This window comes from Micromonospora sp. NPDC047521 (assembly GCF_055587305.1).
In genome coordinates this window covers 1-24000 of sequence record NZ_JBVJGN010000001.1, presented here as the reverse complement: position 1 = coordinate 24000, position 24000 = coordinate 1, and the positions used below count along the sequence as shown (strand labels likewise).

The 24000-nt window shown below is 70.6% G+C and carries 19 protein-coding genes and 1 pseudogene; 16 read left to right on the top strand and 4 right to left on the bottom strand.

The genetic code is table 11. The annotated features are described in order from the left end of the window. Window positions 1-3: 3 nt before the first annotated feature. The 7 genes from rpsB to ACZ6N8_RS00070 all read left to right on the top strand — a co-directional run bounded on the left by rpsB (window position 4) and on the right by ACZ6N8_RS00070 (window position 7505). Window positions 4-906: a 30S ribosomal protein S2 gene (gene rpsB, locus ACZ6N8_RS00100; RefSeq protein WP_357990942.1), complete on the top strand. Its 903-nt coding sequence runs from the start codon at window positions 4-6 to the stop codon at window positions 904-906. 134 nt (window positions 907-1040) lie between these two features. Further along, window positions 1041-1868 carry a translation elongation factor Ts gene (tsf, locus tag ACZ6N8_RS00095; RefSeq protein WP_139586974.1) on the top strand — a complete coding sequence of 276 codons (828 nt, stop codon included), beginning with the start codon at window positions 1041-1043 and terminating at the stop codon, window positions 1866-1868. Window positions 1869-2029: 161 nt separating this feature from the next. Continuing rightward, window positions 2030-2797, top strand: a complete 768-nt coding sequence (gene pyrH / locus ACZ6N8_RS00090; RefSeq protein WP_151490294.1) for a UMP kinase — start codon at window positions 2030-2032, stop codon at window positions 2795-2797. A gap of 49 nt (window positions 2798-2846) precedes the next feature. After that, window positions 2847-3404, top strand: a complete 558-nt coding sequence (gene frr / locus ACZ6N8_RS00085) for a ribosome recycling factor (RefSeq protein ID WP_121655235.1) — start codon at window positions 2847-2849, stop codon at window positions 3402-3404. A 276-nt stretch (window positions 3405-3680) separates the two neighbouring features. Further along, a complete protein-coding gene (locus ACZ6N8_RS00080; protein ID WP_466006592.1) occupies window positions 3681-5060 on the top strand; it encodes a phosphatidate cytidylyltransferase in 1380 nt (459 codons plus the stop codon). A gap of 104 nt (window positions 5061-5164) precedes the next feature. After that, window positions 5165-6322 carry a dual-specificity RNA methyltransferase RlmN gene (gene rlmN, locus ACZ6N8_RS00075; protein ID WP_364366780.1) on the top strand — a complete coding sequence of 386 codons (1158 nt, stop codon included), beginning with the start codon at window positions 5165-5167 and terminating at the stop codon, window positions 6320-6322. A gap of 31 nt (window positions 6323-6353) precedes the next feature. Then, complete coding sequence (locus tag ACZ6N8_RS00070; protein ID WP_466006591.1) at window positions 6354-7505, top strand: DivIVA domain-containing protein; 1152 nt, start codon at window positions 6354-6356, stop codon at window positions 7503-7505. A gap of 81 nt (window positions 7506-7586) precedes the next feature. Here ACZ6N8_RS00070 and ACZ6N8_RS00065 read toward each other — a convergent pair whose 3' ends face one another. Further along, window positions 7587-7808, bottom strand: a complete 222-nt coding sequence (locus ACZ6N8_RS00065) for a DUF2631 domain-containing protein (protein WP_151490290.1) — start codon at window positions 7806-7808, stop codon at window positions 7587-7589. A gap of 92 nt (window positions 7809-7900) precedes the next feature. Here ACZ6N8_RS00065 and ACZ6N8_RS00060 point away from each other — a divergent pair, with 92 nt between their 5' ends. Together ACZ6N8_RS00060 and ACZ6N8_RS00055 are read left to right on the top strand one after the other, a co-directional pair. Then, window positions 7901-8767, top strand: a complete 867-nt coding sequence (locus ACZ6N8_RS00060; RefSeq protein ID WP_466006590.1) for a tetratricopeptide repeat protein — start codon at window positions 7901-7903, stop codon at window positions 8765-8767. Window positions 8768-8900: 133 nt separating this feature from the next. Continuing rightward, window positions 8901-10481, top strand: coding sequence for a Rieske 2Fe-2S domain-containing protein (locus tag ACZ6N8_RS00055; RefSeq protein WP_466006589.1), 1581 nt, complete (start codon window positions 8901-8903; stop codon window positions 10479-10481). Window positions 10482-10518: 37 nt separating this feature from the next. Here the strand turns inward: ACZ6N8_RS00055 and ACZ6N8_RS00050 are convergent, their stop codons facing one another. Beyond that, a complete protein-coding gene (locus ACZ6N8_RS00050; protein WP_466006588.1) occupies window positions 10519-12111 on the bottom strand; it encodes a phytoene desaturase family protein in 1593 nt (530 codons plus the stop codon). Window positions 12112-12199: 88 nt separating this feature from the next. Further along, on the bottom strand, window positions 12200-13039 hold the full coding sequence (locus ACZ6N8_RS00045) for a YhjD/YihY/BrkB family envelope integrity protein (protein WP_466006587.1): 840 nt from the start codon (window positions 13037-13039) through the stop codon (window positions 12200-12202). Between the two features lie 51 nt (window positions 13040-13090). Here ACZ6N8_RS00045 and ACZ6N8_RS00040 point away from each other — a divergent pair, with 51 nt between their 5' ends. The 6 genes and pseudogenes from ACZ6N8_RS00040 (at window position 13091) to ispG (ending at window position 22200) form a co-directional block, all read left to right on the top strand. Beyond that, entirely contained in the window at window positions 13091-13642 is a 552-nt protein-coding gene (locus tag ACZ6N8_RS00040) for a GNAT family N-acetyltransferase (protein ID WP_466006586.1), read from the top strand. Window positions 13643-13947: 305 nt separating this feature from the next. Continuing rightward, window positions 13948-17634: pseudogene (locus ACZ6N8_RS00035) on the top strand (CARDB domain-containing protein). Window positions 17635-17869: 235 nt separating this feature from the next. Continuing rightward, window positions 17870-18514 (top strand): Uma2 family endonuclease, encoded by a 645-nt coding sequence (locus ACZ6N8_RS00030; protein ID WP_466006585.1) that lies wholly within the window; start codon window positions 17870-17872, stop codon window positions 18512-18514. A gap of 43 nt (window positions 18515-18557) precedes the next feature. Further along, the gene (dxr, locus tag ACZ6N8_RS00025; protein ID WP_466006584.1) at window positions 18558-19769 is read left to right on the top strand and encodes a 1-deoxy-D-xylulose-5-phosphate reductoisomerase; all 1212 of its coding nucleotides are present in this window, start codon (window positions 18558-18560) and stop codon (window positions 19767-19769) included. Continuing rightward, window positions 19769-21019 carry a M50 family metallopeptidase gene (locus ACZ6N8_RS00020; protein WP_466006583.1) on the top strand — a complete coding sequence of 417 codons (1251 nt, stop codon included), beginning with the start codon at window positions 19769-19771 and terminating at the stop codon, window positions 21017-21019. Before dxr ends, ACZ6N8_RS00020 begins: the two co-directional genes overlap by 1 nt. A gap of 8 nt (window positions 21020-21027) precedes the next feature. Next, window positions 21028-22200, top strand: coding sequence for a flavodoxin-dependent (E)-4-hydroxy-3-methylbut-2-enyl-diphosphate synthase (gene ispG / locus ACZ6N8_RS00015; protein WP_130408231.1), 1173 nt, complete (start codon window positions 21028-21030; stop codon window positions 22198-22200). Between the two features lie 108 nt (window positions 22201-22308). Here ispG and ACZ6N8_RS00010 read toward each other — a convergent pair whose 3' ends face one another. Further along, window positions 22309-22902: a PadR family transcriptional regulator gene (locus tag ACZ6N8_RS00010; protein ID WP_364366744.1), complete on the bottom strand. Its 594-nt coding sequence runs from the start codon at window positions 22900-22902 to the stop codon at window positions 22309-22311. A 152-nt stretch (window positions 22903-23054) separates the two neighbouring features. Between ACZ6N8_RS00010 and ACZ6N8_RS00005 the strand changes: the two genes are divergently transcribed. Then, on the top strand, window positions 23055-23894 hold the full coding sequence (locus ACZ6N8_RS00005) for a GNAT family N-acetyltransferase (RefSeq protein ID WP_466006582.1): 840 nt from the start codon (window positions 23055-23057) through the stop codon (window positions 23892-23894). Window positions 23895-24000 lie beyond the last annotated feature (106 nt).

Genomic DNA, 24000 nt, shown 5'->3' with positions numbered 1-24000 from the left:
ACCATGGCCGTCGTGACCATGCGTCAGCTGCTGGAGAGCGGTGTCCACTTCGGGCACCAGACCCGCCGCTGGAACCCGAAGATGAAGCGCTTCATCATGACCGAGCGCAACGGCATCTACATCATCGACCTGCGCCAGACTCTCGACTACATCGAGAAGGCGTACGAGTTCGTGCGTGGGACCGTCGCCGAGGGCGGCAGCATCCTGTTCGTCGGCACCAAGAAGCAGGCCCAGGAGGCCATCGCCGAGCAGGCGACCCGGGTCGGCCAGCCGTACGTCAACCACCGCTGGCTCGGTGGCATGCTCACCAACTTCCAGACCGTGTACAAGCGGCTCCAGCGGATGAAGGAGCTGGAGGGCCTGGGTGACCTCAGCGGCACCGCCGCCGGTTACACCAAGAAGGAGACGCTCCAGCTCTCCCGCGAGAAGATCAAGCTGACCCGCACCCTCGGTGGTCTGCGGGACATGCAGAAGCTCCCCGCCGCGGTCTGGATCGTCGACACCAAGAAGGAGCACATCGCCGTCGACGAGGCCCGCAAGCTGGGCATCCCGGTGATCGCGGTGCTGGACACCAACTGCGACCCGGACGAGGTCGACTTCCCGATCCCGGGTAACGACGACGCGATCCGCTCGGCCGAGCTGCTGACCAAGGTCGTCGCCGCCGCCGTCGCGGACGGTCTGATCGCGCGTTCCGGCCGTCGCCGGGGCGGGGACGAGAAGCCCGAGGGTGTCGCGAGCGACGAGCCGCTGGCCGAGTGGGAGCGCGAGCTGCTGGAGCCGAAGAAGGCCGACGAGTCGGCCGCCCCGGCCGAGCAGCCGGCCGCTGCCGCCGCCGAGCAGCCCGCCGCCGCCGAGCAGCCGGCGCAGGCCGCCACCGAGCAGCCGGCGGCCGCCACCGCGGAGTGACCGCGCCGTCGCTGCCCCGCCGTCCGTTTTCGCGGACGGCGGGCAGCGGCGGTACGCCGGGCACGATCCGCCCGGATCCGGGTAACCGGCACCTCTGACCATCCACACGCCGTCTCAACACCGAAGAGAGAGCCATGTCCCAAATCACCGCCGCGGACGTCAAGAAGCTCCGCGACCTCACCGGCGCCGGCATGATGGACAGCAAGAAGGCGCTGACCGAGGCCGAGGGCGACTTCGACAAGGCCGTCGAGATCCTGCGCGTCAAGGGCGCCAAGGACGTCGGCAAGCGGGCCGGTCGTACGGCCGCCAACGGCCTGGTCGCCCACTCCGGCAAGGCGCTGCTCGAGCTGAACTGCGAGACGGACTTCGTCGCCAAGACCGAGTCGTTCATCGCGCTGGCCCAGCAGCTCGTCGAGCACGGTGAGCGGTCCGGCGTGAACACCGCCGAGGAGCTGCTCGCCAGCGAGCTCGACGGCAAGGTCGTCGCCGACCTGATCCAGGAGCAGTCCGCCAAGATCGGCGAGAAGCTGGTCCTCAACCGGTTCGCCAAGGTCGAGGGCACCACCGCGGTCTACCTGCACCGCAAGGCCCAGGACCTGCCGCCGGCCGTTGGCGTGCTGGTGTCGTACACCGGCAAGTCCGACGAGGCGGGCGACGCCGACGCCCGTGGTGTGGCCATGCAGATCGCCGCGATGCGGCCGAAGTACCTCACCCGGGACGAGGTTCCGGCCGAGGTCGTCGAGTCCGAGCGGCGCATCGCCGAGCAGACCGCCCGCGAGGAGAACAAGCCCGAGGCGGCCCTGCCGAAGATCGTCGAGGGTCGGGTGAACGCCTTCTTCAAGGACTACGTCCTCGTCGAGCAGGCGTCGGTGGCCGACAACAAGAAGTCGGTGAAGCAGGTGCTGGCCGAGGCCGGCATCGAGGTCACCCGCTTCGTGCGGTTCGAGGTCGGCCAGGCCTGAGCCGCCGCCGGGCGCCGCGCGCGCCCGTGGGCGCAAGACGTCGACGAGGAGGCCGCCGGTGTACGTGACAGGCACCGCGGCCTCCTCGTCACATAGGGTCGGCAGCGGCAGGTTCGCGGTATGCGCCGCACGGGGCGTGCGCGTGGGGAAGGGCGGGGCGGATGACGCAGGTTGTGAGTGACCGGACGCTGGCGGTGGACGATCCGACGGCACCGCCGCCGGGGCGTGCCCGCCGGGTGGTGCTGAAGCTCTCCGGTGAGGTGTTCGGTGGCGGCGCGATCGGCGTCGACCCGGACGTCGTCCAGGCCATCGCCCGGCAGATCGCGACAGTGGTCCGTCGCGGCGTGCAGGTCTCCGTGGTCGTCGGTGGCGGCAACTTCTTCCGCGGCGCCGAGTTGCAGAAGCGGGGGATGGACCGGGCCCGCGCCGACTACATGGGCATGCTCGGCACCGTGATGAACTGCCTCGCGTTGCAGGACTTCCTGGAGAAGGAAGGCATCGAGACCCGGGTGCAGAGCGCCATCACGATGGCCCAGGTCGCCGAACCGTACATTCCGTTGCGGGCGATCCGGCACCTGGAGAAGGGCCGCGTGGTCATTTTCGGCGCCGGCGCGGGCATGCCGTACTTCTCCACCGACACGGTGGCCGCCCAGCGGGCGCTGGAGATCCGGGCCGACGTGGTGCTGATGAGCAAGAACGGCGTGGACGGCGTCTACACCGCCGACCCGCGGATCGACCCCACCGCCAGCAAGCTCGATTCGATCACCTTCTCCGAGGTGCTGCGCCGCAACCTGCGGGTGGCCGACGCGGCGGCGTTCAGCCTCTGTATGGAGAACGGCCTGCCGATGCTGGTCTTCGGCGCGCAGGGTGACGACACCATCATCCGCGCGGTGGGTGGCGACAAGATCGGCACCCTGATCACCGCCTGACGACTTTCAGCAGAGCCCACGACGAGCACAGAAGGAGGCGAGGAGACCGGTGATCGACGACACCCTCCTCGAGGCCGAGGAGAAGATGGAGCGTGCGGTTGAGCACGCCAAGGAGGAGTTCGGCGCCATCCGCACCGGCCGCGCCAACCCCGCCATGTTCTCCAAGATCATTATCGACTACTACGGCACGCCCACGCCGCTGACCCAGATGGCGTCCGTCGCGATCCCCGAGCCGCGGATGGCCATCATCAAGCCGTACGACAACTCGCAGATCAACGCGATGGAGAAGGCGATCCGCGACTCGGACCTCGGGGTGAACCCGAACAACGAGGGCAACCAGCTGCGCATCCTGCTCCCGCAGATGACCGAGGAACGCCGCCGCGACATGATCAAGGTGGCTCGGCACAAGGGCGAGGAGGCCAAGGTGGCGATCCGCAACGTCCGCCGCCGTGGCAAGGAGGAGCTGGACCGGATCGTCAAGGACGGCGAGGCCGGCGAGGACGACGGTCGTCGTGCCGAGAAGGAGTTGGACGACCTGACCCAGCGGTACGTCGCCAGCATCGACGACCTCGTCAAGCACAAGGAGACCGAGCTTCTCGAGGTGTGACCCCGGCATCCGTACGCTGCGACGAGGCCCGACCCGGCTCCCGGGGCGGGCCTCGCCCGCGTCCGGCACACGCCGGGGGAGTGCTGCGGGGGCCGCCCTCGTCCGCCTCGCCCGGACGGCGGGTGCAGTAGGCTCGGCAGGATTCCCGACCACCGGGCGGTGAACACCGGGAATCGACCGACCGTCGGGGCGGTCAATCGGAGGAACATCGCGCGTGTAGGGGATGGTTGTGGTCTTGCGTCATGTGGTCGTTCTCGAGCCACGTCGCGGTGCGTGATGTCCCACTCCGACCCCTACGTGGGAGAGCCGCGCGGCTGGGACCGGCCGGAGCGTCCGGTGGCGCTGCCCTGGCCGGAGCCCGAGATCGAGGCGGGCCAGTGGAGTCGCCGCCCGCCCGGCCCTGAGTTGTACGCGGAGCCACGCACCCGCCCGTACGCCGAGCCGGTGCCGGCCGACCCGTACGACGAGCGCGGCCGGACGACCCGCCCGGACGACCGTTTCGACGAGCGCGACCGGAACCAACCCGACCGGTACGACGACCGCCGTGGCGGTCGGTTCGCTGACCGGCCGTCCGCCGGCCGCGACGCTCCGACCCGTCACGACGGCCCGCAGCGGTACGACGAGCCCGGCCGGTACGACGGCCCGGAGCCGTTCGGCGGACCGGGCCGCCTCGACGACGACACCGACTATCCGACCGCTCAGATCGCCCCCATCGGGGCCGAGCTGGGGCCGGACGTCGATCCGGTGACCGAGCCCGATCCCGTGCCACCGGCCGGCCGGCGGCCGAAGGGCCGACGTCGGGCCAGCGTCGACCGGCCGGCCACCCAGCAGCTGGGCACCGGGCGGGCGGGCCGCAACCTGCCCGCGGCGATCGGTGTGGGGCTGGGCCTCGGCGCGCTGATCGTGGTGCCGCTGGTGGTCTACCCGTTGGCGTTCCTGGCGGTGCTGGCCGGTGCCGTCGCCATCGGCATGTGGGAGATGGCCCGGGCGGTCCGACGCAGCGGCGCGCACCCGCCGCTGGTGCCGTTGATCGCCGGTGGCGTGCTGACCGTGGGCCTGGCCTGGTTCGCCGGCCCGGACGCGCTCAGCCTGGGGCTGCTGGTGACCGTGCTGGGCACCATGATCTGGCGGCTGGGTGACGGGCCGGCCGGCTTCCAGCGGGATCTGACCGCCGCCACCCTGATCGCCGTGTACGTGCCGTTCCTCGCCGGGTTCGCGGCGTTGCTGGCGGCGGCGCCCGACGACGGTCCGCTGCGGATCCTGGCCACCCTCGTCGCGGTGGTCCTCTCCGACACCGGCGGGTACGCGGCAGGCGTCTCGTTCGGCAAGCACCCGATGGCTCCGTCGATCAGCCCGAAGAAGTCCTGGGAGGGCTTCGCCGGCTCGGTCACCGCGGCGGCCCTGGGCAGCGCGTTGCTGTTGTGGCTGATGTTCGAGGTGGCGCCCTGGTGGGGCGCGCTGTTCGGGGTGGCCGTCTCGTGCGCGGCGGTCCTCGGTGACCTCGCCGAGTCGATGATCAAACGGGACCTCGGGGTCAAGGACATGAGCAACCTGCTGCCCGGGCACGGCGGGCTGATGGACCGCCTGGACTCGATCCTGTTCGCGGTGCCGACCGCCTACCTGTTGCTGGCGATCTTCGTGCCGGTGGTGGGGTGAGGCATGGATCACCGCGCCCCGGTCTTCCCGATCCGGCGGTCGGGACCGGTTCGGCACCTCCGGACGGGTGTGTGCCGCCCCAGGCGTGACACACTGGACCAGCCATGACGAGCCTGCCGCTGATCCCCGCCATCTCGGACGCCCCCGCCGCGCGCCGGGCCTCCATGCCCCCTCAGCACCTCGCTGACCTGGACCTGGCGGGCCGCCAGGCGTTGGTCGCCGAGTTGGGTGAGCCGGCGTTCCGCGCCAAGCAGGTCTCCAACCACTACTTCGGGCGGCTCGTCCGCGACCCGCAGGCGATGACCGACCTGCCCGCGGCGACCCGGGAGCGGCTGGCCGACCAACTGCTGCCCAAGCTGCTGACCCCGGTCCGGGAGCTGGCCTGCGACGACGGCGCCACCCGCAAGGCGCTGTGGAAGTTGCACGACGGCGCGCTCGTGGAGAGCGTGCTGATGGGTTACCCGGACCGGGTGACCGTCTGCATCTCCAGCCAGGCGGGCTGCGGCATGGCCTGCCCGTTCTGCGCGACCGGCCAGGCCGGGCTGACCCGCAACCTGTCCACCGCCGAGATCGTCGACCAGGCGGTCTACCTGGCCGGCGTGGCGGCGTCCGGCGCGGTCGCCGGCTCACCGCCCCGGCTGTCGCACGTCGTCTTCATGGGCATGGGCGAGCCACTCGCCAACTACAACCGGGTGATCGCGGCGATCCGTCGCCTGGTCAGCCCCGCTCCGGAGGGCCTCGGCCTGTCCCAGCGACACATCACCGTTTCCACGGTGGGCCTGGTTCCGGCCATCCGCCGACTGGCCAGCGAAGACCTCTCTGTGACCCTTGCGTTGTCGTTGCACGCCCCCGATGATGATCTGCGCGACGAACTCGTGCCGGTGAACCAGCGCTGGAAGGTAGCCGAGGTGCTGGACGCAGCGTGGGACTACGCAGCCCGGACGGGCCGTCGCGTGTCGATCGAGTACGCGATGATCAAGGACGTGAACGACCAGCCGTGGCGAGCCGATCTGCTCGGGCGGCTGCTGGCCGGCAAGTTGGCGCACGTGAACCTCATCCCGCTCAATCCGACGCCGGGCAGCCGCTGGGACGCGAGCCCGAAGCCGGTGGAGCGGGAGTTCGTCCGGCGTTTGCGCGACGCCGGGGTGTCCACCACCGTACGGGACACCCGGGGTCGTGAGATCGACGGCGCGTGTGGCCAACTCGCCGCCGCCGAGGACACCGACACCAACACCGACCGCGCCGGAGATGCACCGGCGTGACCGGGCGTGGCGAACGAGACCAGGAGACATAGTGGCGAGTCAGGGTCAGCGTTTCCGGCGCAAGGCGCTCCGCCGGGGATACAAGGTCGACGAGGTGGATGCCTTCCTCGACCGGGTCGAGGCGACGCTCGACGGCCGGCAGGTCGGGGCGCCGGTGGCCTCCCAGGAGGTCCACGACGTCGTCTTCCGGGTCCGGTTCAACGGCTACGACGAGTGGCAGGTCGACCTGCACCTGGACCGCGTCGAGCGGCAGCTGGCCGAGTTGGAGGAGCGCACCGGCGCCGGGCGCGGCGGTGACCCCCGGATGGGCCCTCCGGACCGGATGGGTCCGCCGATGCGCGACGACCGTGGGGGCATGGTCCCGCAGCCGATGCCGCCCCGGCCGATGCCGGCGCAGCCCGGCCCGCCCGACAGGTACGGCCGCTACGACGAGCCCACGGGCGCCTTCGCCGGTGGGTACGACGCCCCGCGTGGCGGTTACGACGCGCCGCGCGGCCCGGCCGGCCCCGGCCCGATGGGCCCCGGCGGCCCGATGGGTGGGCACGGTGTGCCCCCGCGTGGCCTGCCCGCCGGCCCCGGCGGTTACGGCCCGCCCGACGACCAGCGGATGCCCGGTGGCTACGGCCCTCCGGACGACCAGCGGATGCCCGGCGGCTACGGCCCGCCAGACGACCCGCGTTCGTCCGGCGGCTACCCGCCGGAGGAGCCGCGCTTCGACGGTTTCGAGGCCGGCCGGCACGGTCGCGCCGACATGACCGCCGAGATCCGGATGCCGGAACGGGACCTGCGTGACATGCGACGTGGTCCGGCCGGCCCGCCGCCGATGCCGCAGCCCGGCATCGGTGGTCCGCCGATGGCCGGCCCGCCCGCCGTCGCCGGCCCCCCGATGGCCGGCCCCCCGATGGCCGGTCCGCCGATGGCCGGTCCGCCCGGCAGCGACCTGTACCGGGTCGACCAGATCCGGCGCAGCTTCCAGGTGCGCCGGTTCGGCAGTGGGTACGACCCGGACCAGGTGGACCGGTTCTTCGAGACCCTCCTCGGCGGCATGCAGCGCCGCAACCCGATGCCTGTCGACCCGAAGGACCTGGACACGCTCCGGTTCGGCCTGGTGCCCGGCGGCTACTTCGAGGCCGAGGTCGACGCCGCGCTCAAGGACGTACAGGACATCCTGTTCGGGCGCTGAGCCCGACGCGTACGCGACAAGGGCCCGTCCCCCGGGTGGGGGCGGGCCCTCGTCGTACGCCGGCCGGGTTGTCCGGCGGGCTCAGGAACGCAGACCGTTGCGCCGCAGCACGGCGTCGCCGATCACGATGATCAGCAGCAGCGCGGCCAGGCCGACCAGCCAGATGTCCTCGACCCTGCCCTCGTGGTTGCCGCAGATCATCGCCAGCAGCGCCAGCGCGGACAGCACCGCGCCGATGCGCCCGGCCTTCCGGTGCCCAGGCTTGTGCTGGTCTGGCGACGTTACCGGCTCGCTTCCTGCCACTGTCGGTCCTTCCCTCGCGATCGGATCTTTGGTTAGTCTGGCACGCCTCGTGCCGGGCCCGGCGCAGGGTCCGACCAGATGGAGGGGACGACGTGACCCGCGAGGAGGATCGGGAGCTGCTGAAGGCAGCCTACGAGGCGTGGGAGTCCGAGGACTGGCCGCAGGCGGGCGAACTTCTGGAGCGGTTGGCGCGGCGACACCCCGACCACCCGAGGGCAGGGGTCTGGTGGTACGACGCGGCGCTGGCGTACAAGTTCCTGCGTAACTGGGCGAAGGCGTATGAGCTGGGCCGCGAGGCGGCCGCCCGAGCGGACCGTGACGCGCAGGATCCGGCCTTCTGGAACCTCGGCATCGCGGCGACGATCATGGAGGACTGGGCGACCGCGCGGTACGCCTGGCGAGGCTTCGGACTGACCGTGCCGGACGGCGACGGCGAGATCGTCGCGGACTTCGGAGTCACTCCGATCCGACTCGGTCCGGCCGGCACCAACGAGGTGGTCTGGGCGCAGCGGCTCTGCCCCACCCGAGCCCGGGTGCTGAACGTGCCGACCCCGGAGTCGGGCCGTCGGTTCGGTGAGGTCGTGGTGCACGACGGCGCGCCGAACGGGGAGCGTGTGGTGGACGGGCGGACGTACTCCGTCTTCGACGAGCTGCTGCTGTTCCGGGCGTCCGCGCTGCCGACGGCCACCGTCCACGTCACGGCCGCGACGCCGGAGGACGTCCGTGCTCTGGCGGCGCTGTTCGACAAGCACGGGTACGCGGCGGAGCCGGCCAGCGGAGTGCGGTTCATCTGTTCCTGCTGCAGCGAGGGGAACGTGTCGCAGGACGCGGACCACCAGGTCGGTGGCGCGCAGCAGGTGAACGTGGCGGCCCCGACCGACGAGATCCCCCGCCTGATGGACGCCTGGCGTGGGGCCGACCCGTCCCGTCGCAGCTGGACGTTTCCGGCCGCGAACTGACCGGCGGCGGGGCGGGCCTTCCGACCCCTTGAGGGCGGGCGGAACGACACTACCGGCGTCGCGGGGCGGCGGTCAGACTCCCTCCGGTAGCGTTTGGCGTACACCTGATTGTCTGTTTGAGGGGGACTGTGCGGTGCGAGTGACCGGAACCGGGCACGCCAGTATGCGGATCGACACGGCCGCGGGCAGCATCCTGTGCGACCCGTGGGTCAACCCGGCGTACTTCGCCTCGTGGTTCCCCTTCCCTGACAATTCCCTGCTCGACTGGGAGACCCTGGGGCAGGTCGACTACCTGTACGTCTCCCACCTGCACCGGGACCACTTCGACGCGAAGCACCTGCGGGACTTCGTCTCGAAGGACGCCACCGTCCTGCTGCCCGAGTTCCCCACCTCGGAGATGGAGGACGAGTTCCGGGCGCTGGGCTTCACGAAGTTCCTCAAGGCGCCCAACGAGCAGGTGGTGGAGCTGCCCGGCGGCCTGAAGGTCATGATCCAAGCGTTGACCAGCCCGACCGACGGCCCGATCGGCGACTCGTCGCTCTGGGTCGAGTACGACGGGGTGCGGCTGCTCAACCAGAACGACGCCCGCCCCACCGACCTGAGCGTGTTCGCCGAGCTGGGGCACGTGCACGCGCACCTGCTCCAGTTCTCCGGCGCGATCTGGTATCCGATGGTCTACGAGCTGCCGCAGGCCGCGAAGACGGCGTTCGGCAAGCAGAAGCGCGACAGGCAGTTCGACCGGACGTGGCGCTACATCGACGACCTGAAGGCCGACCACGTCTTCCCGATCGCCGGCCCGCCGTGCTTCCTCGACGACGCGCTGTGGCAGTTCAACGACATCCACGGCGACGAGGGCAACATCTTCCCCGACCAGTCGGTGTTCCTGTCGGAGTACGCGAAGGTCGGCGGCACCAACGGGATCGTGCTGCTGCCGGGCAGCGTCGCCGAGGTCACCACCGAGGGCGCGAGCACCATCCACCCGGTGCCGGTCCAGGAGTTCTTCGCGAACAAGGTCGCCCACCTGGAGGAGATGCGGGAGCGCAAGCGCCCGATCATCGAGGCGGAGAAGGCGTCCTGGCGGCACCCCGAGGTGGACGTGCTCGGTGAGATGAAGCGCCGCATCGAGCCGCTGCTCGACGAGTCGATCTACCTGGCCAAGGGGGTCGGCGGGCCGGTGCGGTTCGACCTGGTCGGCTACGACGGCGAGAGCGTCGAGTCGATCGTGGTGGACTTCCCGGGCAAGGAGGTCCGGCCGTACGCGGACGAGAAGGTCCGCTACCGGTTCCGGACCGACCGGGCGTTGATCGAGCACCTGCTGTTCATCGACGAGGTGGACTGGGTCAACTCGCTCTTCCTGTCCTGCCGGTTCTCGGCGGCCCGGATCGGCCAGTACAACGAGTTCGTCTACGCGTTCTTCAAGTGCCTGTCCGAGGAGCGGCTCCAGTACGCCGAGGGCTGGTACGACGAGCACGAGCGCACCACCGACGCCGAGGACATCACCCTGGGCGACTGGGTGGTGCAGCGGCGCTGCCCGCACCTGAAGGCCGACCTGACCCGTTTCGGCATCGTCGAGGGTGACCAGCTCACCTGCCAGCTGCACGGCTGGCGCTTCGACCTGCCGAGCGGCCGCTGCCTGACAAGCGTCGGCCACAAGGTCCGAGCCCACCGGGTAGACGCAGAAACCCCGGCCCCAGCAGGCGAAGCCCTGAGCTAACCCCACCCACCCCCCGAGGAGGAAGGGGCCGGGGAGGTTAACGGAGGTCGGCCAGGATCCTGCGGGCGGCGTTGTGGCCGGCCGCGCCGATGACGCTGCCGGCGGGGTGGCAGCCGGCGCTGCCCGCGTACACGCCGTCGATGCCTGTGGCGTAGGGCATCCGGTCGGTGAACGACACGGTGTTGTCGACGTGGTGGATGTGCCCGCCGGTGATCCCGAAGTGCGCCTCGATGCCCGGTGGGGGCAGCGGCACCGCGTCGGCGATCAGGTCGGCGGTGCCGGGGGCGTACCGCTCGACGATCTCGATGAGCCGGTCGACGTAGCCGGGCAGCTCCGCGTCCCAGGTGGTGCCGGCCAGCTCGTAGGGGACGGACTGGACGAACAGCGCCGACGAGTGGTGCCCGGCGGCGTCGGAGAGCGACGGGTCGACTGTGGTGTGCAGGTACCACTCGATTGTCGGCTCCGCCGGCAGCCGCCCGGCCTGTACGTCCGCCCACATGTCGCGCAGCGCGGTCATCGGTGAGGTGGTGTCCCCGCCGACCAGCGACGCGGAACCGGGCAGCAGGTGGATGGTCGACCCGAACGGGCTCGGCGTGCCGGCCGGCAGGCAGGAGAACCGCGGCAGCCCGCTGAGCGCCAGGTTGAGCTTGAGGGTGGTGCCGGGGCGGCGGACCGCCGCCATCCGCTCGCCGAGTGCCGCCGGCAGCGCGCCGTCGGGCAACAGGTCCATCAGCCGGTACGGGTCACACGCGCCGAGAACCACGCGGGCGGCGACCTGCCGGCCGTCGGCCAGCACCACTCCACTCGCGGCGCCGCCGTCGAGGGTCACGGCGCTCACCGGCGTACCGGTCAGGATTGTCGCCCCGGCGGCACGCGCGGCCTCGGCGAACGTGCGCGAGACGGTGCCCATCCCGCCCTCGGCGATCATCCAGGTGCCGCCCGAGCCGGGCAGCCGGCACATGTTGTGCACGAGGAAGTTGTGCCCGGTGCCGGGGTCGTCCGGGCCCGCGTTGAGCCCGGACAGGCCGTCGGTGACCGCGTACATGCTGACCAGCAGTTCGGACTGGAACTCGAACCGGGCCAGGTAGTCGGCGACCGAACCCTGGACGAGGTCGACGAAGACCTGCCGCAGCGCCGGGCGGACGTACCGCTCGGCGGTCTCCTGGACGGTCAGCGGCTCGGCCAGCCAGGCCGGGGCCAGGTCCGCGCGCAGCGCGGCCAGTTCGGCCTGCATGGCGTCGTCGGCGGCCACGTCAGCGGGGGAGAAGAACTCGGCGAGCTGCGCCCGGGTGGCGGCGGTGTCGCTGCCGAAGAGCAGGTACGGCGAGCCGAGTCCGCCTGGCGTGGGCAGGAAGTAGTGCGGGTCGCGCCGCAGCACCGGGATGCGGACGTCGAGGGTGTCGAGCAGTTCCGGGGGCATCAGCCCGAGCAGGTACGAGCCGGTCGAGTGGCGCAGCCCCGGCACCTTCGGGAACGGGTTCTCGGTGCGGGTCGCGCCGCCGAGGACGTCGGCCGCCTCCAGCACGAGGACGTCCAGGCCGGCGCGGGCCAGCAGGACTGCGGAGACCAGGCCGTTGTGCCCGGCACCGACGATCACGACGTCGGCGCGGGCCGGAATCTCACTGCTCATGCCGCGGCAGCCTAGTCCGCGCGGCCGCCCAGGTCAGCCCTTCGCCCGCCGATCCGCCGCTGACCGTTCCCCAGCGACCGCCTCCTGATCAGGGCGTGGCCGGGGCGCGCTGGGCGCGCCAGCGGGAGAGGGCGAGGGTGGCGGAGTAGCCGGCCAGGACGATCACGTGGAACAGGTAGAGCCACAGGAGCACGGCGACGCCCCCGCCGATCTCGTCGAAGCCGCCGAACGGCACCCCCAGGTCCAGGGGGAGGGAGGCGAAGAGCACGAAGCCGTGCAGGAAGCCGGAGAGGTTCGCCGCGGTGAACGACCCGACTCCGAGCGTGGAGAGCCAGTCCGGTGACGCCGGTCCGACCACCCGGAACACCCACACCAGCACCGGCGTGAGCACCAACCACACCGCCAGGAACGACAGCACCACGCCCAGCGCGCCTACCCAGCCACCCTGACGGACCAGCCGGGTGGTGAGCGGCAGGGCCAGCAGGATCGACAGCAGCAGCGCGGGCGCCGGCGCGAGCAGCGGCAGCAGCAGAAGCCGGCCCCGCCACCCCACGAGGTGCTCGTCGGTGCGGGGCGCCGCCACCGACACGAACGCCCGGCGCAGGCCCTCGCCGTACAGCGACGCGGGCAGCAGCGAGGCAAGCGCCAGCAGCGGGGTCAACTCCACCCCGGCGTTGACGAGGGCGTCCACCGCCCGGGGCGCGCCGATCGCGGTGGGCAGCGCCTCCACGGCGTACGAGGTGAGTCGGCGTACCCGATCGGCTCCCGCGACCAGCGAGGTGAGCCAGATGGCCAGCAGCGCCACCGGCACGATGGCGATCGCCCCGTAGAAGGTGATCGCGGCGGCGTGCAGCGACAGGTCCCGTCCCCGCACCGGGCGGAACGCGGCACTGGTGATCCGCTTCGCCCGCCGCCATCCGCTGCCCATCGTGATCTCCTTCCCCGTCGCCGGGTCCGTCACTCCTTAAGCTGGCCGGTCATGACTGTTCTCACCACCGAACGCCTGATCCTGCGCGACTGGACCGACGATCCGGCCGATCTGGCGAGGATCTACGACATCTACTCCCGCTCTGAGATCACCCGCTGGCTGGGCGCGGTTCCCGGGCTGCCGATGACCGACCCGGCGCAGGCCCACGACCGGCTGCGGATCTGGCGGGAGCGGCACGCCGCCGACCACGGCCGGTACGGCACCTGGGCGATCGAGGTACGCGACACAGGTCTGGTGGCGGGCACGGTGCTGCTCAGGCCTCTGCCGGGGCGGGACGACGCGGTGCGGACCGTGGACATCGAGGTGGGCTGGCACCTGCACCCGGACTCGTGGGGGAAGGGCTACGCCACCGAGGCGGCCCGTGCGCTCCTGGCGCGGGAGTTCGCCGCCGGCACCCGGGAGATCTACGCGGTCGTGTCGCCGGGCAACGAGGCGTCGATGGCGGTCTGCCGGCGCCTCGGCATGACGCACGTGGGCCGCCGCGACGACTGGTACGGCGGCGAACTGCTGGAGACCTTCGTCCTGGCGGCACCAGGCGCCTGACCGTTCCGGCGCGGTCCGACGCCGGATCCGCGCCTCATCGTCGGCTGGCGGGGCAGGCAGGTCCATCAATAGTCACGGCTGTCGAAGTGTTGACGCTCCCGTAGCACGTCAGTAACCTTTGGCCAAAGTCACGCAAGATTTTGACAAAGACGTGCATGATTTCTCGCACAGGTCCGGAAGTTTCAACGGGCCGTGCCGCCCCCACCTCTCTCCACACCGGCCCGCGTCCGTCGGCCGGCGCACCGCCGCACCCCCGCCCCGTGGTCAAGCCGCCGCGGCAACCGTCCCCGACGACAAGGACAGTGATGAGACGAACGCATCTGTTCAGAACGGTGGCGGCCATTGCCGCCGCCGCGCTGATCGCCACGGCCGGGGCGACCGCCGTCGCGAGCCCGGCCTCCGCCCGCCCCGCCGACCCCGCAGCCGCACCGGCCGCCGGGTTCGCCCCGGCGGCCACCAACCTCGCCCAGGGCCGTCCCACCCAGGAGAGTGGCCACGCCGACGTCTACGACTCGTCGAGGGTCGTCGACGGCAACGCGGGCAGCTACTGGGAGAGCGTCAACAACGCGTTCCCGCAGTGGGTGCACGTCGATCTCGGCTCGTCGCAGAGCGTCAACCAGGTCGTGCTGAAGCTGCCGACCTCCGGTTGGGGGACCCGGACGCAGACGTTGAGCGTGCGGGGCAGCACCAACGGTTCGTCGTTCACCGACCTGGTCGGATCGCAGACGTACACCTTCAACCCGGCGACCGGCAGCACCGCCACGATCACCTTCGGCGCGACCTCCACCCGCTACGTCCGGATCACCATCACCGCCAACAGCGGCTGGCCGGCCGGGCAGCTCTCCGAGCTGGAGGTGTACGGCAGCGGCGGCACCACCCCCGACACCACCGCGCCGAGCGTGCCCGGCACGCTGTCCCAGAGCACGTCGGGCAGCACGATCACGCTCGCCTGGGGCGCCTCCACCGACTCCGGGGGCAGCGGGCTGGCCGGCTACAACGTCTACCGGGGCGGCAGCCTGATCGCGACGCTGGGCACCGTCCTCACCTATCAGGACACCCAGCCGGCGACCGCGACCGTGTCCTACTACGTCCGCGCCCGCGACGGCGCGGGCAACCTGTCCGGCAACAGCAACACCGTCACCCGGACCGGCAGCAACCCGCCCGCCTGCACCAACGTGGCGCAGGGCAAGAGCATGACGGCGAGCGGCTCCACCTTCACCTTCACCCCGGACAAGGCGAACGACGGGCAGCTCGGCACCTACTGGGAGGGTGCGGCGAGCTACCCGCAGAACCTGACAGTGGCGCTTGGCGCGAACCACTCCATCTCCGGCGTCACGGTCAAGCTGAACCCGGACCCGGCGTGGGGCACCCGTACCCAGACCATCCAGGTCCTCGGCCGCGACCAGGCCTCCTCGTCGTACACCAGCCTGGTGTCGGCGGCGTCCTACCAGTTCGTCCAGGGCGTCAACACGGTGACCATCCCGGTCAGCGCGACCACGGCTGACGTGCAGTTGCGGTTCACGGGCAACAGCGGCGCCCCGTCCGGCCAGGTCGCCGAGCTGGAGGTGTGCGGCACGCCGGCACCCAACCCGGACCTGGTCGTCAGCTCGGTGACCTGGTCGCCGTCGTCGCCCAGCGAGGTCTCCGCGATCACGCTCTCGGCAGTCGTGCAGAACATCGGCTCGGCGTCCGCCGGTGCGACCACTGTGAACTTCAGCCTGGCCGGCGCGGTCGTCGGCAGCGCCACGGTGGGCGCGCTCGCCGCGGGCGCCTCGACCCCCGTGTCGTTCAACGCCGGTACGCGACCGATGGGCAGTTACGCCGTCTCGGCGGTGGTCGACCCGGCCAACACGATCGTCGAGCAGAACAACGGCAACAACAGCTTCACGGCGGCGTCGCCGCTGGTGGTGGCGCAGGCCCCGGGCCCGGATCTCTAGGTGCTCAGCATCGCCTCGAACCCGCCGAACCCGGCCGTCGGGGCGTCCGTCACCTTCACCGTGACGGTCCGCAACCGGGGCACCACCGCGACCGGCGCGACCACTGTCACCCGGCTGGTGGCGGGCGGCACCACGCTCAACACGAACACCGCCTCGATCGCCGCGGGCGCGACGGTCACCGTGGCGGTCAGCGGTAGCTGGACCGCCACCAGCGGCGGCGCGACCATCACCGCCACCGCCGACGCCACGAACGTGGTCGCCGAGACCAACGAGACAAACAACTCGTTCAGCCAGTCGATCGTGGTCGGCCGTGGGGCCGCCGTCCCGTACGTCTCCTACGAGGCGGAGGCCGGCCGCTACCAGGGCACGCTGCTGGAAGCCGACCCGCTGCGCACCTTCGGACACACCAACTTCGCCAGCGAGTCCTCCGGTCGCAAGTCGGTACGGCTCACCAGCACCGGCCAGTTCGTCGAGTTCACCTCGGCCAACCAGGCCAACGCGCTAGTGGTCCGGAACTCCATCCCGGACGCTCCCGCTGGCGGTGGCATCGAGGCGACAATCAGCCTCTACGTCAACGACGTCTTCTCCCGGAAGCTGACCCTGTCGTCGAAGCACAGCTGGCTCTACGGCAACACCGATGGGCCGGAGGCGCTCACCAACACGCCGCAGGCCGACGCCCGACGGCTCTTCGACGAGTCGAACGCGCTGCTGGGCCAGTCGTACCCGGCCGGCACCCGGTTCAAGTTGCAGCGCGACTCGGGTGACACCGCGTCCTTCTACGTCATCGACATGATCGATCTGGAGCAGGTGGCGCCGGCGGCGAGCCAGCCAGCCGGTTGCACGTCGATCACGCAGTACGGCGCGATCCCGAACGACGGGCTCGACGACACCGCCGCCATCCAGCGGGCGGTGACCGACGACCAGAACGGCGTCATCAGCTGCGTCTGGATCCCCGCCGGGCAGTGGCGGCAGGAGCAGAAGATCCTGACCGACGACCCGCTGAACCGGGGTACGCACAACCAGGTCGGCATCAGCAACGTCACCATCCGGGGCGCCGGCATGTGGCACTCGCAGCTCTACACGCTGACCGAGCCGCAGAACGTGGTGGGCGGCATCAACCACCCGCACGAGGGCAACTTCGGCTTCGACATCGACAAGAACACCCAGATCTCCGACATCGCCATCTTCGGCTCGGGCCGGATCCGGGGCGGTGACGGCAACGCCGAGGGCGGCGTGGGTCTGAACGGTCGCTTCGGCACCGGCACGAAGATCAGCAATGTCTGGATCGAGCACGCCAACGTGGGCGTCTGGGTGGGCCGCGACTACGACAACATCCCCGACCTGTGGGGGCCGGCCGACGGGCTGGAGTTCACCGGGATGCGGATCCGCAACACGTACGCCGACGGCATCAACTTCAGCAACGGCACGCGCAACTCGCGGGTGTTCAACTCGTCCTTCCGCACCACCGGCGACGACGCGCTCGCCGTCTGGGCCAACCCGTACGTCAAGGACCGCAACGTCGACATCGCCCACGACAACCACTTCGTCAACAACACCATCCAGTTGCCCTGGCGGGCCAACGGCATCGCCATCTACGGCGGCTACGACAACTCGATCGAGAACAACCTGATCTACGACACCGCGAACTACCCGGGCATCATGCTGGCGACCGACCACGACCCGCTGCCGTTCTCCGGAACGACGCTGATCGCCAACAACGGGCTCTACCGCACCGGCGGCGCGTTCTGGAACGAGGACCAGGAGTTCGGCGCCATCACCCTGTTCCCCGCCACCAGGGACATCGTCGGCGTCACGATCCGGGACACCGACATCATCGATTCGACGTACGACGGCATCCAGTTCAAGAACGGCGGCGGCAACATGCCGAACGTCGCCATCACCAACGTGCGAATCGACAAGTCGAACAACGGCGCCGGCGTCCTCGCGATGAGCGGGGCACGCGGCAACGCCACCCTGACGAACGTCACCATCACCAACTCGGCAGACGGCAACGTCGTCATCCAGCCGGGCTCGCAGTTCGTCATCGCTCCCTGATCGACACGCTTGTCAATGAGGTCGGGGTGTCCGCGCGTCGCGGACACCCCGACCTCATTGTTTCCGATCCCGAATCGCAGATCTTGGACACTTTGCGTCAGGTCCTGACGGAAACTGTCCAAGATCTGCACGTACTGGCACTTCGGTGGCGGACTCGGTGTGCGATGACGGGTCGCGCGGGCTGCGGTGGCTAGGCTGAGTCGAGCAGGATTGTCCGCTGAGGGGGTGAGCCCGGATGGCCCAGGCAGCGTTCGCGCCGGAGCCGGCGCCGCAGCACACCGAGCCGTCGTTCGACGTGCTGCGGTGGCACGACGAGCCGTGGACCGCGCAGCTCGCCCTCGACCTGTTGCCGGAGACCAACGGCCCCAAGGTTGAGGTCCTGAGCGGAAGCGTGATCGTGACACCACATGCCGGGTACGACCATCAGGACGCGGAGCTGGGTCTCGCCTATCTCCTCAGGCAGGCGGCGCGTCGCGCGAAGCTGTGGCTCTACCTTGAGACGAACATCGTCTCGGGCGAGGATCTCTTCATCCCGGACATCGTCATTCTCGATACCCCCGGCGGCGGTCGAACGACGATGGACATCAGCCACGCCGTGCTTCTCGGAGAGGTCGTCTCGCCGGGAAACCGGCGCAAGGACATCATCGACCGACCGCGCGAGTACGCCGCTGCCCGCGTGCCGTTCTTCCTCCGGGTCGACCTGCGCAATCGGGTGCCCACCATTGCGTTGTACGAGCTGACCGAGGGGGAGTACCGGCCGGTGGCCGCCGCTGCGGCTGGGACGCGCTTCGTCATGCGGGAGCCGTTCGAGTTCTCCATCGATCCGGCCGACCTGCTCGGCGAGGAGGCGGCACCCGACGAGCCGGACGGGGACGCCTGAGGCTCCCAGCGGGCGTCCAGCGGGGGTGGGGAAGAATGGCCCTGTGACTTCCCCCCGCGACCTCGTCCTGCTCGGGTCCACCGGTTCGATCGGCACACAGGCCATCGACATCGTCAGGCGCAACCCGGACCGGTTCCGGGTCGTCGCGGTGGGTGCGGGCGGCGGCAACGTCGAGCTGCTCGCCGCGCAGGCCCTCGAACTGGGCGTCGAGGCGGTCGGGGTGGCCAAGGCGTCCGCCGCGCAGGATCTGCAACTCGCGTTCTACGCCGAGGCGAGTCGGCGCGGCTGGGCCACCGGCGACTTCAAGCTCCCCAAGATCGTGGCCGGTCCCGACGCGATGACCGAGCTGGCCCAGTGGCCCTGCGACGTCGTGCTCAACGGGGTGGTCGGCTCGCTGGGCCTCGCTCCTACGCTTGCCGCTCTGCGCGGTGGTCGTACTCTCGCGCTTGCCAACAAGGAGTCGCTCGTCGCCGGCGGCCCGCTGGTCAAGGCCGCGGTGACGCGGCCGGGGCAGATCGTCCCGGTCGACTCGGAACACTCGGCGTTGGCGCAGTGCCTACGGTCCGGGTCGCGCGCTGAGGTGCGGCGGCTGGTCGTCACGGCCAGCGGTGGCCCGTTCCGGGGTCGACGGCGCGACGAGCTGACGCAGGTCACACCCGAGCAGGCCCTCGCGCACCCGACGTGGAACATGGGACCGGTCGTCACGATCAACTCGGCGACCATGGTCAACAAGGCGCTTGAGGTGATCGAGGCGCACGAGCTGTTCGACGTGCCGTACGCCGACATCACAGTCATGGTGCACCCGCAGTCGGTGATCCACTCGATGGTCGAGTTCGTCGACGGATCGACGATCGCCCAGGCCAGCCCACCGGACATGCGGCTGCCGATCGCGTTGGGCATCGGCTGGCCGGACCGGGTGCCCGACGCCGCAGCCGCCGTCGACTGGACGGCCGCGCACACCTGGGAGTTCGCGCCGCTCGACGACGAGGCGTTCCCGGCCGTCGCGCTGGCCAAGGCCGCCGGGGAGGCCGGACGCTGCCGCCCCGCGATCTACAACGCGGCGAACGAGGAGTGCGTGGCGGCGTTCGTGGCCGGTCGGCTGCCGTTCCTCGGGATCGTCGACACCCTCGAACGCGTGTTGGAGGACGCTCCGGACTTCGCCGAACCAGGTACCGTCGAGGACGTGCTCACGGCCGAGTCGTGGGCGCGCGCGCACGCCCAGGAGATCATCGCGGGTTCGGTGGAAGGAGCTTGATGGCTAACCTGCTCGGGGTGGCGCTCTTCGCCCTGGCAATCCTCATCTCGGTGAGCCTGCACGAGGCCGGTCACATGGTGACCGCCAAGGCATTCGGGATGAAGGTCACCAAGTACTTCGTCGGCTTCGGCCCGACCATCTGGTCGTTCAAGCGGGGCGAGACGGAGTACGGCGTCAAGGGCATTCCGCTCGGTGGCTTCTGCAAGATCGTCGGGATGACCGCGCAGGACGACGACGTCGACCCGGCCGACGAGCCGCGCGCCATGTGGCGCTACCCGGTCTGGAAGCGGACGATCGTCATGTCCGCTGGCTCGATCACCCACTTCGCGTTGGCGCTGGTCGCCATCTGGCTGGCGGCCGTCTCCCTGGGCCTGCCCAACCCCAAGTTCCCCACTAACGACGCGGAAGTCCGGCAGGAGCCGGCGGTGATCTCGCTCTCCGACTGCGTGATGCCGAAACTCGACCAGCGCGCCTGCGCCCCGGGTGACCCGGCCAGTCCGGCGGCCCAGGCCCAGTTGCGTGACGGCGACCGGATCACCTCGCTCAACGGCAAGCCGGTCAACAACTACGGTGAGATGCTCGCCGGCCTGCGGGCGCTGAAGCCGGGCGAGACCGCGCAGATCGGGTACGTCCGCGACGGGCAGCCCGGCCAGACCAGCACGGTGCTAGCCCAGACCGAGCGTCCACCGATCGACGACCCGAAGGGCGCCGTCGCACCGGTCGCCGCGCTCGGCGTCACGCTCAGCATCACCACCCCGAACCGAGTGAGGTACGGGCCGGTCGCGGCATTCGGCGCCACCGGCGACTTCACCCGCGAGCTGGCCGTCGGCACCGTCCAGGCGTTGCAGCGGCTGCCGCAGAAGGTGCCCGCCCTGTGGACCGCCATCACCGGCGGCGAACGGGACGTCGACACGCCGATCAGCGTCGTCGGCGCCAGCCGCCTCGGCGGTGAGGCGTTCGCCAACAAGGCGTGGCTGCTGTTCGTGACGCTGTTCATCTCACTGAACTTCTTCATCGGCGTGTTCAACCTGCTGCCGCTGCTCCCACTGGACGGCGGCCACATCGCCATCGCCTGGTTCGAACGGGCGCGCTCCTGGCTGTACGCGAAGATCGGCCGCGCCGACCCCGGGCGGGTCGACTACCTCAAGCTGATGCCCTTCACGTACGTGGTGATCCTGATCGGTGGCGTGTTCACGCTGCTGACCATCACCGCTGACGTCGTCAACCCGATCACGCTCTTCCCAAGGTGAGTGCTGAAGTGACCGCAATCAGTCTCGGTATGCCGGCCGTACCGCCCCCGCCGCTCGCTCCCCGCCGGGCCAGCCGCCAGATCATGGTCGGTTCGGTTCCGGTCGGCGGTGGTGCGCCGGTGTCCGTGCAGTCGATGACCACGACCCTCACCTCCGACGTCAACGCCACGCTCCAGCAGATCGCCGAGCTGACCGCGTCCGGCTGCCAGATCGTCCGGGTGGCGGTGCCGTCCCAGGACGACGTCGAAGCCCTGCCCGCGATCGCCAAGAAGTCGCAGATCCCGGTGATCGCCGACATCCACTTCCAGCCCAAGTACGTCTTCGCCGCCATCGACGCCGGCTGCGCGGCCGTCCGGGTCAACCCGGGCAACATCCGCCAGTTCGACGACAAGGTCAAGGAGATCGCCAGGGCTGCGGGCGACGCGGGCGTGCCGATCCGGATCGGCGTCAACGCCGGTTCGCTCGACAAGCGGCTGCTGTCCAAGTACGGCAAGGCCACCGCCGAGGCGCTCGTCGAGTCGGCGCTGTGGGAGTGCTCGCTGTTCGAGGAGCACGGCTTCCGCGACATCAAGATCTCGGTCAAGCACAACGACCCGGTCGTGATGATCCGGGCGTACCGGCAGCTCGCCGAGCAGTGCGACTACCCGCTGCACCTCGGCGTCACCGAGGCCGGCCCGGCCTTCCAGGGCACCATCAAGTCGGCTGTCGCCTTCGGCGCCCTGCTCGCCGAGGGGATCGGCGACACCATCCGGGTGTCGCTGTCCGCCCCGCCGGTCGAGGAGATCAAGGTCGGCAACCAGATCCTGGAGTCCCTGGGTCTGCGCGAGCGCGGCCTGGAGATCGTCTCCTGCCCGTCCTGCGGCCGCGCCCAGGTGGATGTCTACAAGCTCGCCGAGGAGGTCACCGCCGGTCTGGAAGGCCTGCCGGTGCCGCTTCGGGTGGCCGTCATGGGCTGCGTCGTCAACGGTCCTGGTGAGGCCCGCGAGGCCGACCTCGGTGTCGCCTCCGGCAACGGCAAGGGCCAGATCTTCGTCAAGGGGCAGGTCGTCAAGACGGTCCCCGAGGCGCAGATCGTGGAGACGCTGATCGAGGAGGCGCTGCGGATCGCCGACGAGATGGGCGCCGAGCTTCCCGAGGAGCTGCGCGGGCTGGTCACCGGCCCGACCGTCACCGTGCACTGACCTTCACACGGAGAAAGCGGCCGCCTCCCATCGGGGAGACGGCCGCTTTCGTGGTTTTCGGCGTGGTGCTGCCGCTGTCGCGGGTGCCCGGCGTGGTGCTGCCGGCCGTCACTCGGATTCGGCGAGGATCGCGTACAGCTTGCGCCGGGTCTCGTCGAGCACCTGGGCGGCCCGCTCACGCTGGTCGTCGGTGCCGTTCATCATGACCTGACGCAGGGCGTTCATCGCCTGCGCGCCGGAGTCGCGGATGTCGTGCCAGCTGCTCACCGAGCCCTGGGCGACGTCCGCCCACGCGGGGGTCTGCGCGGCCTCGGTGGCCTCCGCCTGCCCGGCCTCGGTGACAGTGAACCGCTTGCGCCCGCCGCTGGACTCCTCAGTGCTGGCGGCGATCACACCCTCGTCCTCCAGCAGTTGGAGGGTGGGGTAGATCGACCCCGGGCTCGGCCGCCACGCACCGCCGGTGCGGGAGTCGATCTCCTGGATCATCTCGTAGCCGTGCATCGGCCGCTCGGTGAGCAGAGCCAGCACGGCTGCCCGGACGTTGGGGCGTCGACCCCGGCCCCGTCCACGGCCCCGGCCGCCCCAGGGGCCGCCGTGTCCGCGCTCGTGGCCGTGGCCGTGCGGGCCGGGCGGGACCGGCGGGAAGCCGAAGCCGCGCATCCGTCCCTCGTGCATCGGGTGGTGCTGTCGGTGGAACCGCATCGGGTTCTCCCTCTCGTCGTACTGTCGCTGATGCATCAACGATATATCGGCAATGCATCGCCGACAAGTCTTCGCGTCGACTTGCCCACCGGCTGCGTCGAGCTCGCCACTCAGCCGGCGAGGGGCGGGGTCGATCTGGCAGGCTGGTAGTCGTGCTGACGGTGCCGGTACGCCAACTGGGAGAATCGGAGCGCCGCGCGGTCGAGCGACTGCTCGACCTGGACCCGTTCGCGGGCGCGCAGGTCGCCGAGCGGATCGCCGCGCGCGGACTGTCCTGGTGGCGGGCCGAGGGCAGGATCCTGGGGTACGGAGCCCGCCGCAACCTCGAATCGCTCTGCTGGCTCGGCGGCAACCTCACCCCGATCCTCGCCACCGACGCCGCGGTGGCCGCCTTCGCCGACCTGCTCGCCGGCGAGGAACGGCTCTGCTCCTCCATCGTCGGTCGCGCCGACGCCGTCCTCGGACTGTGGGACCGACTCTCCGACACGTGGGGGCCAGCGCGGGACATCCGCCCCAACCAGCCGCTGCTGGCCACCGACACGCTGCCACCCGTACCGGCCGACCCGGAGGTACGCCAGGTCCGCGCCGGTGAGGTCGACAGGCTCTTCCCGGCCGCCGTGGCGATGTACACCGAGGAAGTGGGAGTCTCGCCCCTGGTCGAAGACGCCGGACGCAGCTACCGCCGCCGGGTCAACGACCTGGTCCGGGCCGGTCGGGCGTACGCCCGGTTCGTCGACGGCACTGTCGTGTTCAAGGCCGAGCTGGCCGTGGTGACCAAGCGGACCGCGCAGGTGCAGGGCGTCTGGGTGGCCCCGGAGTGGCGGGGCCGGGGCATCGCCACCGCAGCCATGGCCGCCGTCGTCCGCGACGCGCTGCTGCGGGTCGCCCCGACCGTCAGCCTGTACGTCAACGACTTCAACCTTCCGGCCCGCCGGGTCTACGAACGCTGCGGCTTCCAGCCGGTAGGCACCCTGGCCACGGTCCTCTTCTGACCGCAAGCCGAAATGGCCGGCACCCCGGGGTTCGGGGTGCCGGCCATCGGTTGTTTCACGGGTCAGCTGTTCCAGTGCTGGGCCACGAGGTCGGTGGCCTGCTGCT

Bases quoted from the DNA above. Each gene is read 5' to 3' on its own strand.
- pyrH (WP_151490294.1), top strand. From the start codon at position 2,030: ATGACGCAGGTTGTGAGTGACCGGACGCTGGCGGTGGACGATCCGACG.
- rpsB (WP_357990942.1), top strand. From the start codon at position 4: ATGGCCGTCGTGACCATGCGTCAGCTGCTGGAGAGCGGTGTCCACTTC.
- rlmN (WP_364366780.1), top strand. From the start codon at position 5,165: ATGACGAGCCTGCCGCTGATCCCCGCCATCTCGGACGCCCCCGCCGCG.
- ACZ6N8_RS00080 (WP_466006592.1), top strand. From the start codon at position 3,681: ATGTCCCACTCCGACCCCTACGTGGGAGAGCCGCGCGGCTGGGACCGG.
- ACZ6N8_RS00030 (WP_466006585.1), top strand. From the start codon at position 17,870: ATGGCCCAGGCAGCGTTCGCGCCGGAGCCGGCGCCGCAGCACACCGAG.
- ACZ6N8_RS00020 (WP_466006583.1), top strand. From the start codon at position 19,769: ATGGCTAACCTGCTCGGGGTGGCGCTCTTCGCCCTGGCAATCCTCATC.
- tsf (WP_139586974.1), top strand. From the start codon at position 1,041: ATGTCCCAAATCACCGCCGCGGACGTCAAGAAGCTCCGCGACCTCACC.
- ACZ6N8_RS00010 (WP_364366744.1), bottom strand. From the start codon at position 22,902: ATGCGGTTCCACCGACAGCACCACCCGATGCACGAGGGACGGATGCGC.
- ACZ6N8_RS00050 (WP_466006588.1), bottom strand. From the start codon at position 12,111: ATGAGCAGTGAGATTCCGGCCCGCGCCGACGTCGTGATCGTCGGTGCC.
- ACZ6N8_RS00040 (WP_466006586.1), top strand. From the start codon at position 13,091: ATGACTGTTCTCACCACCGAACGCCTGATCCTGCGCGACTGGACCGAC.
- ACZ6N8_RS00045 (WP_466006587.1), bottom strand. From the start codon at position 13,039: ATGGGCAGCGGATGGCGGCGGGCGAAGCGGATCACCAGTGCCGCGTTC.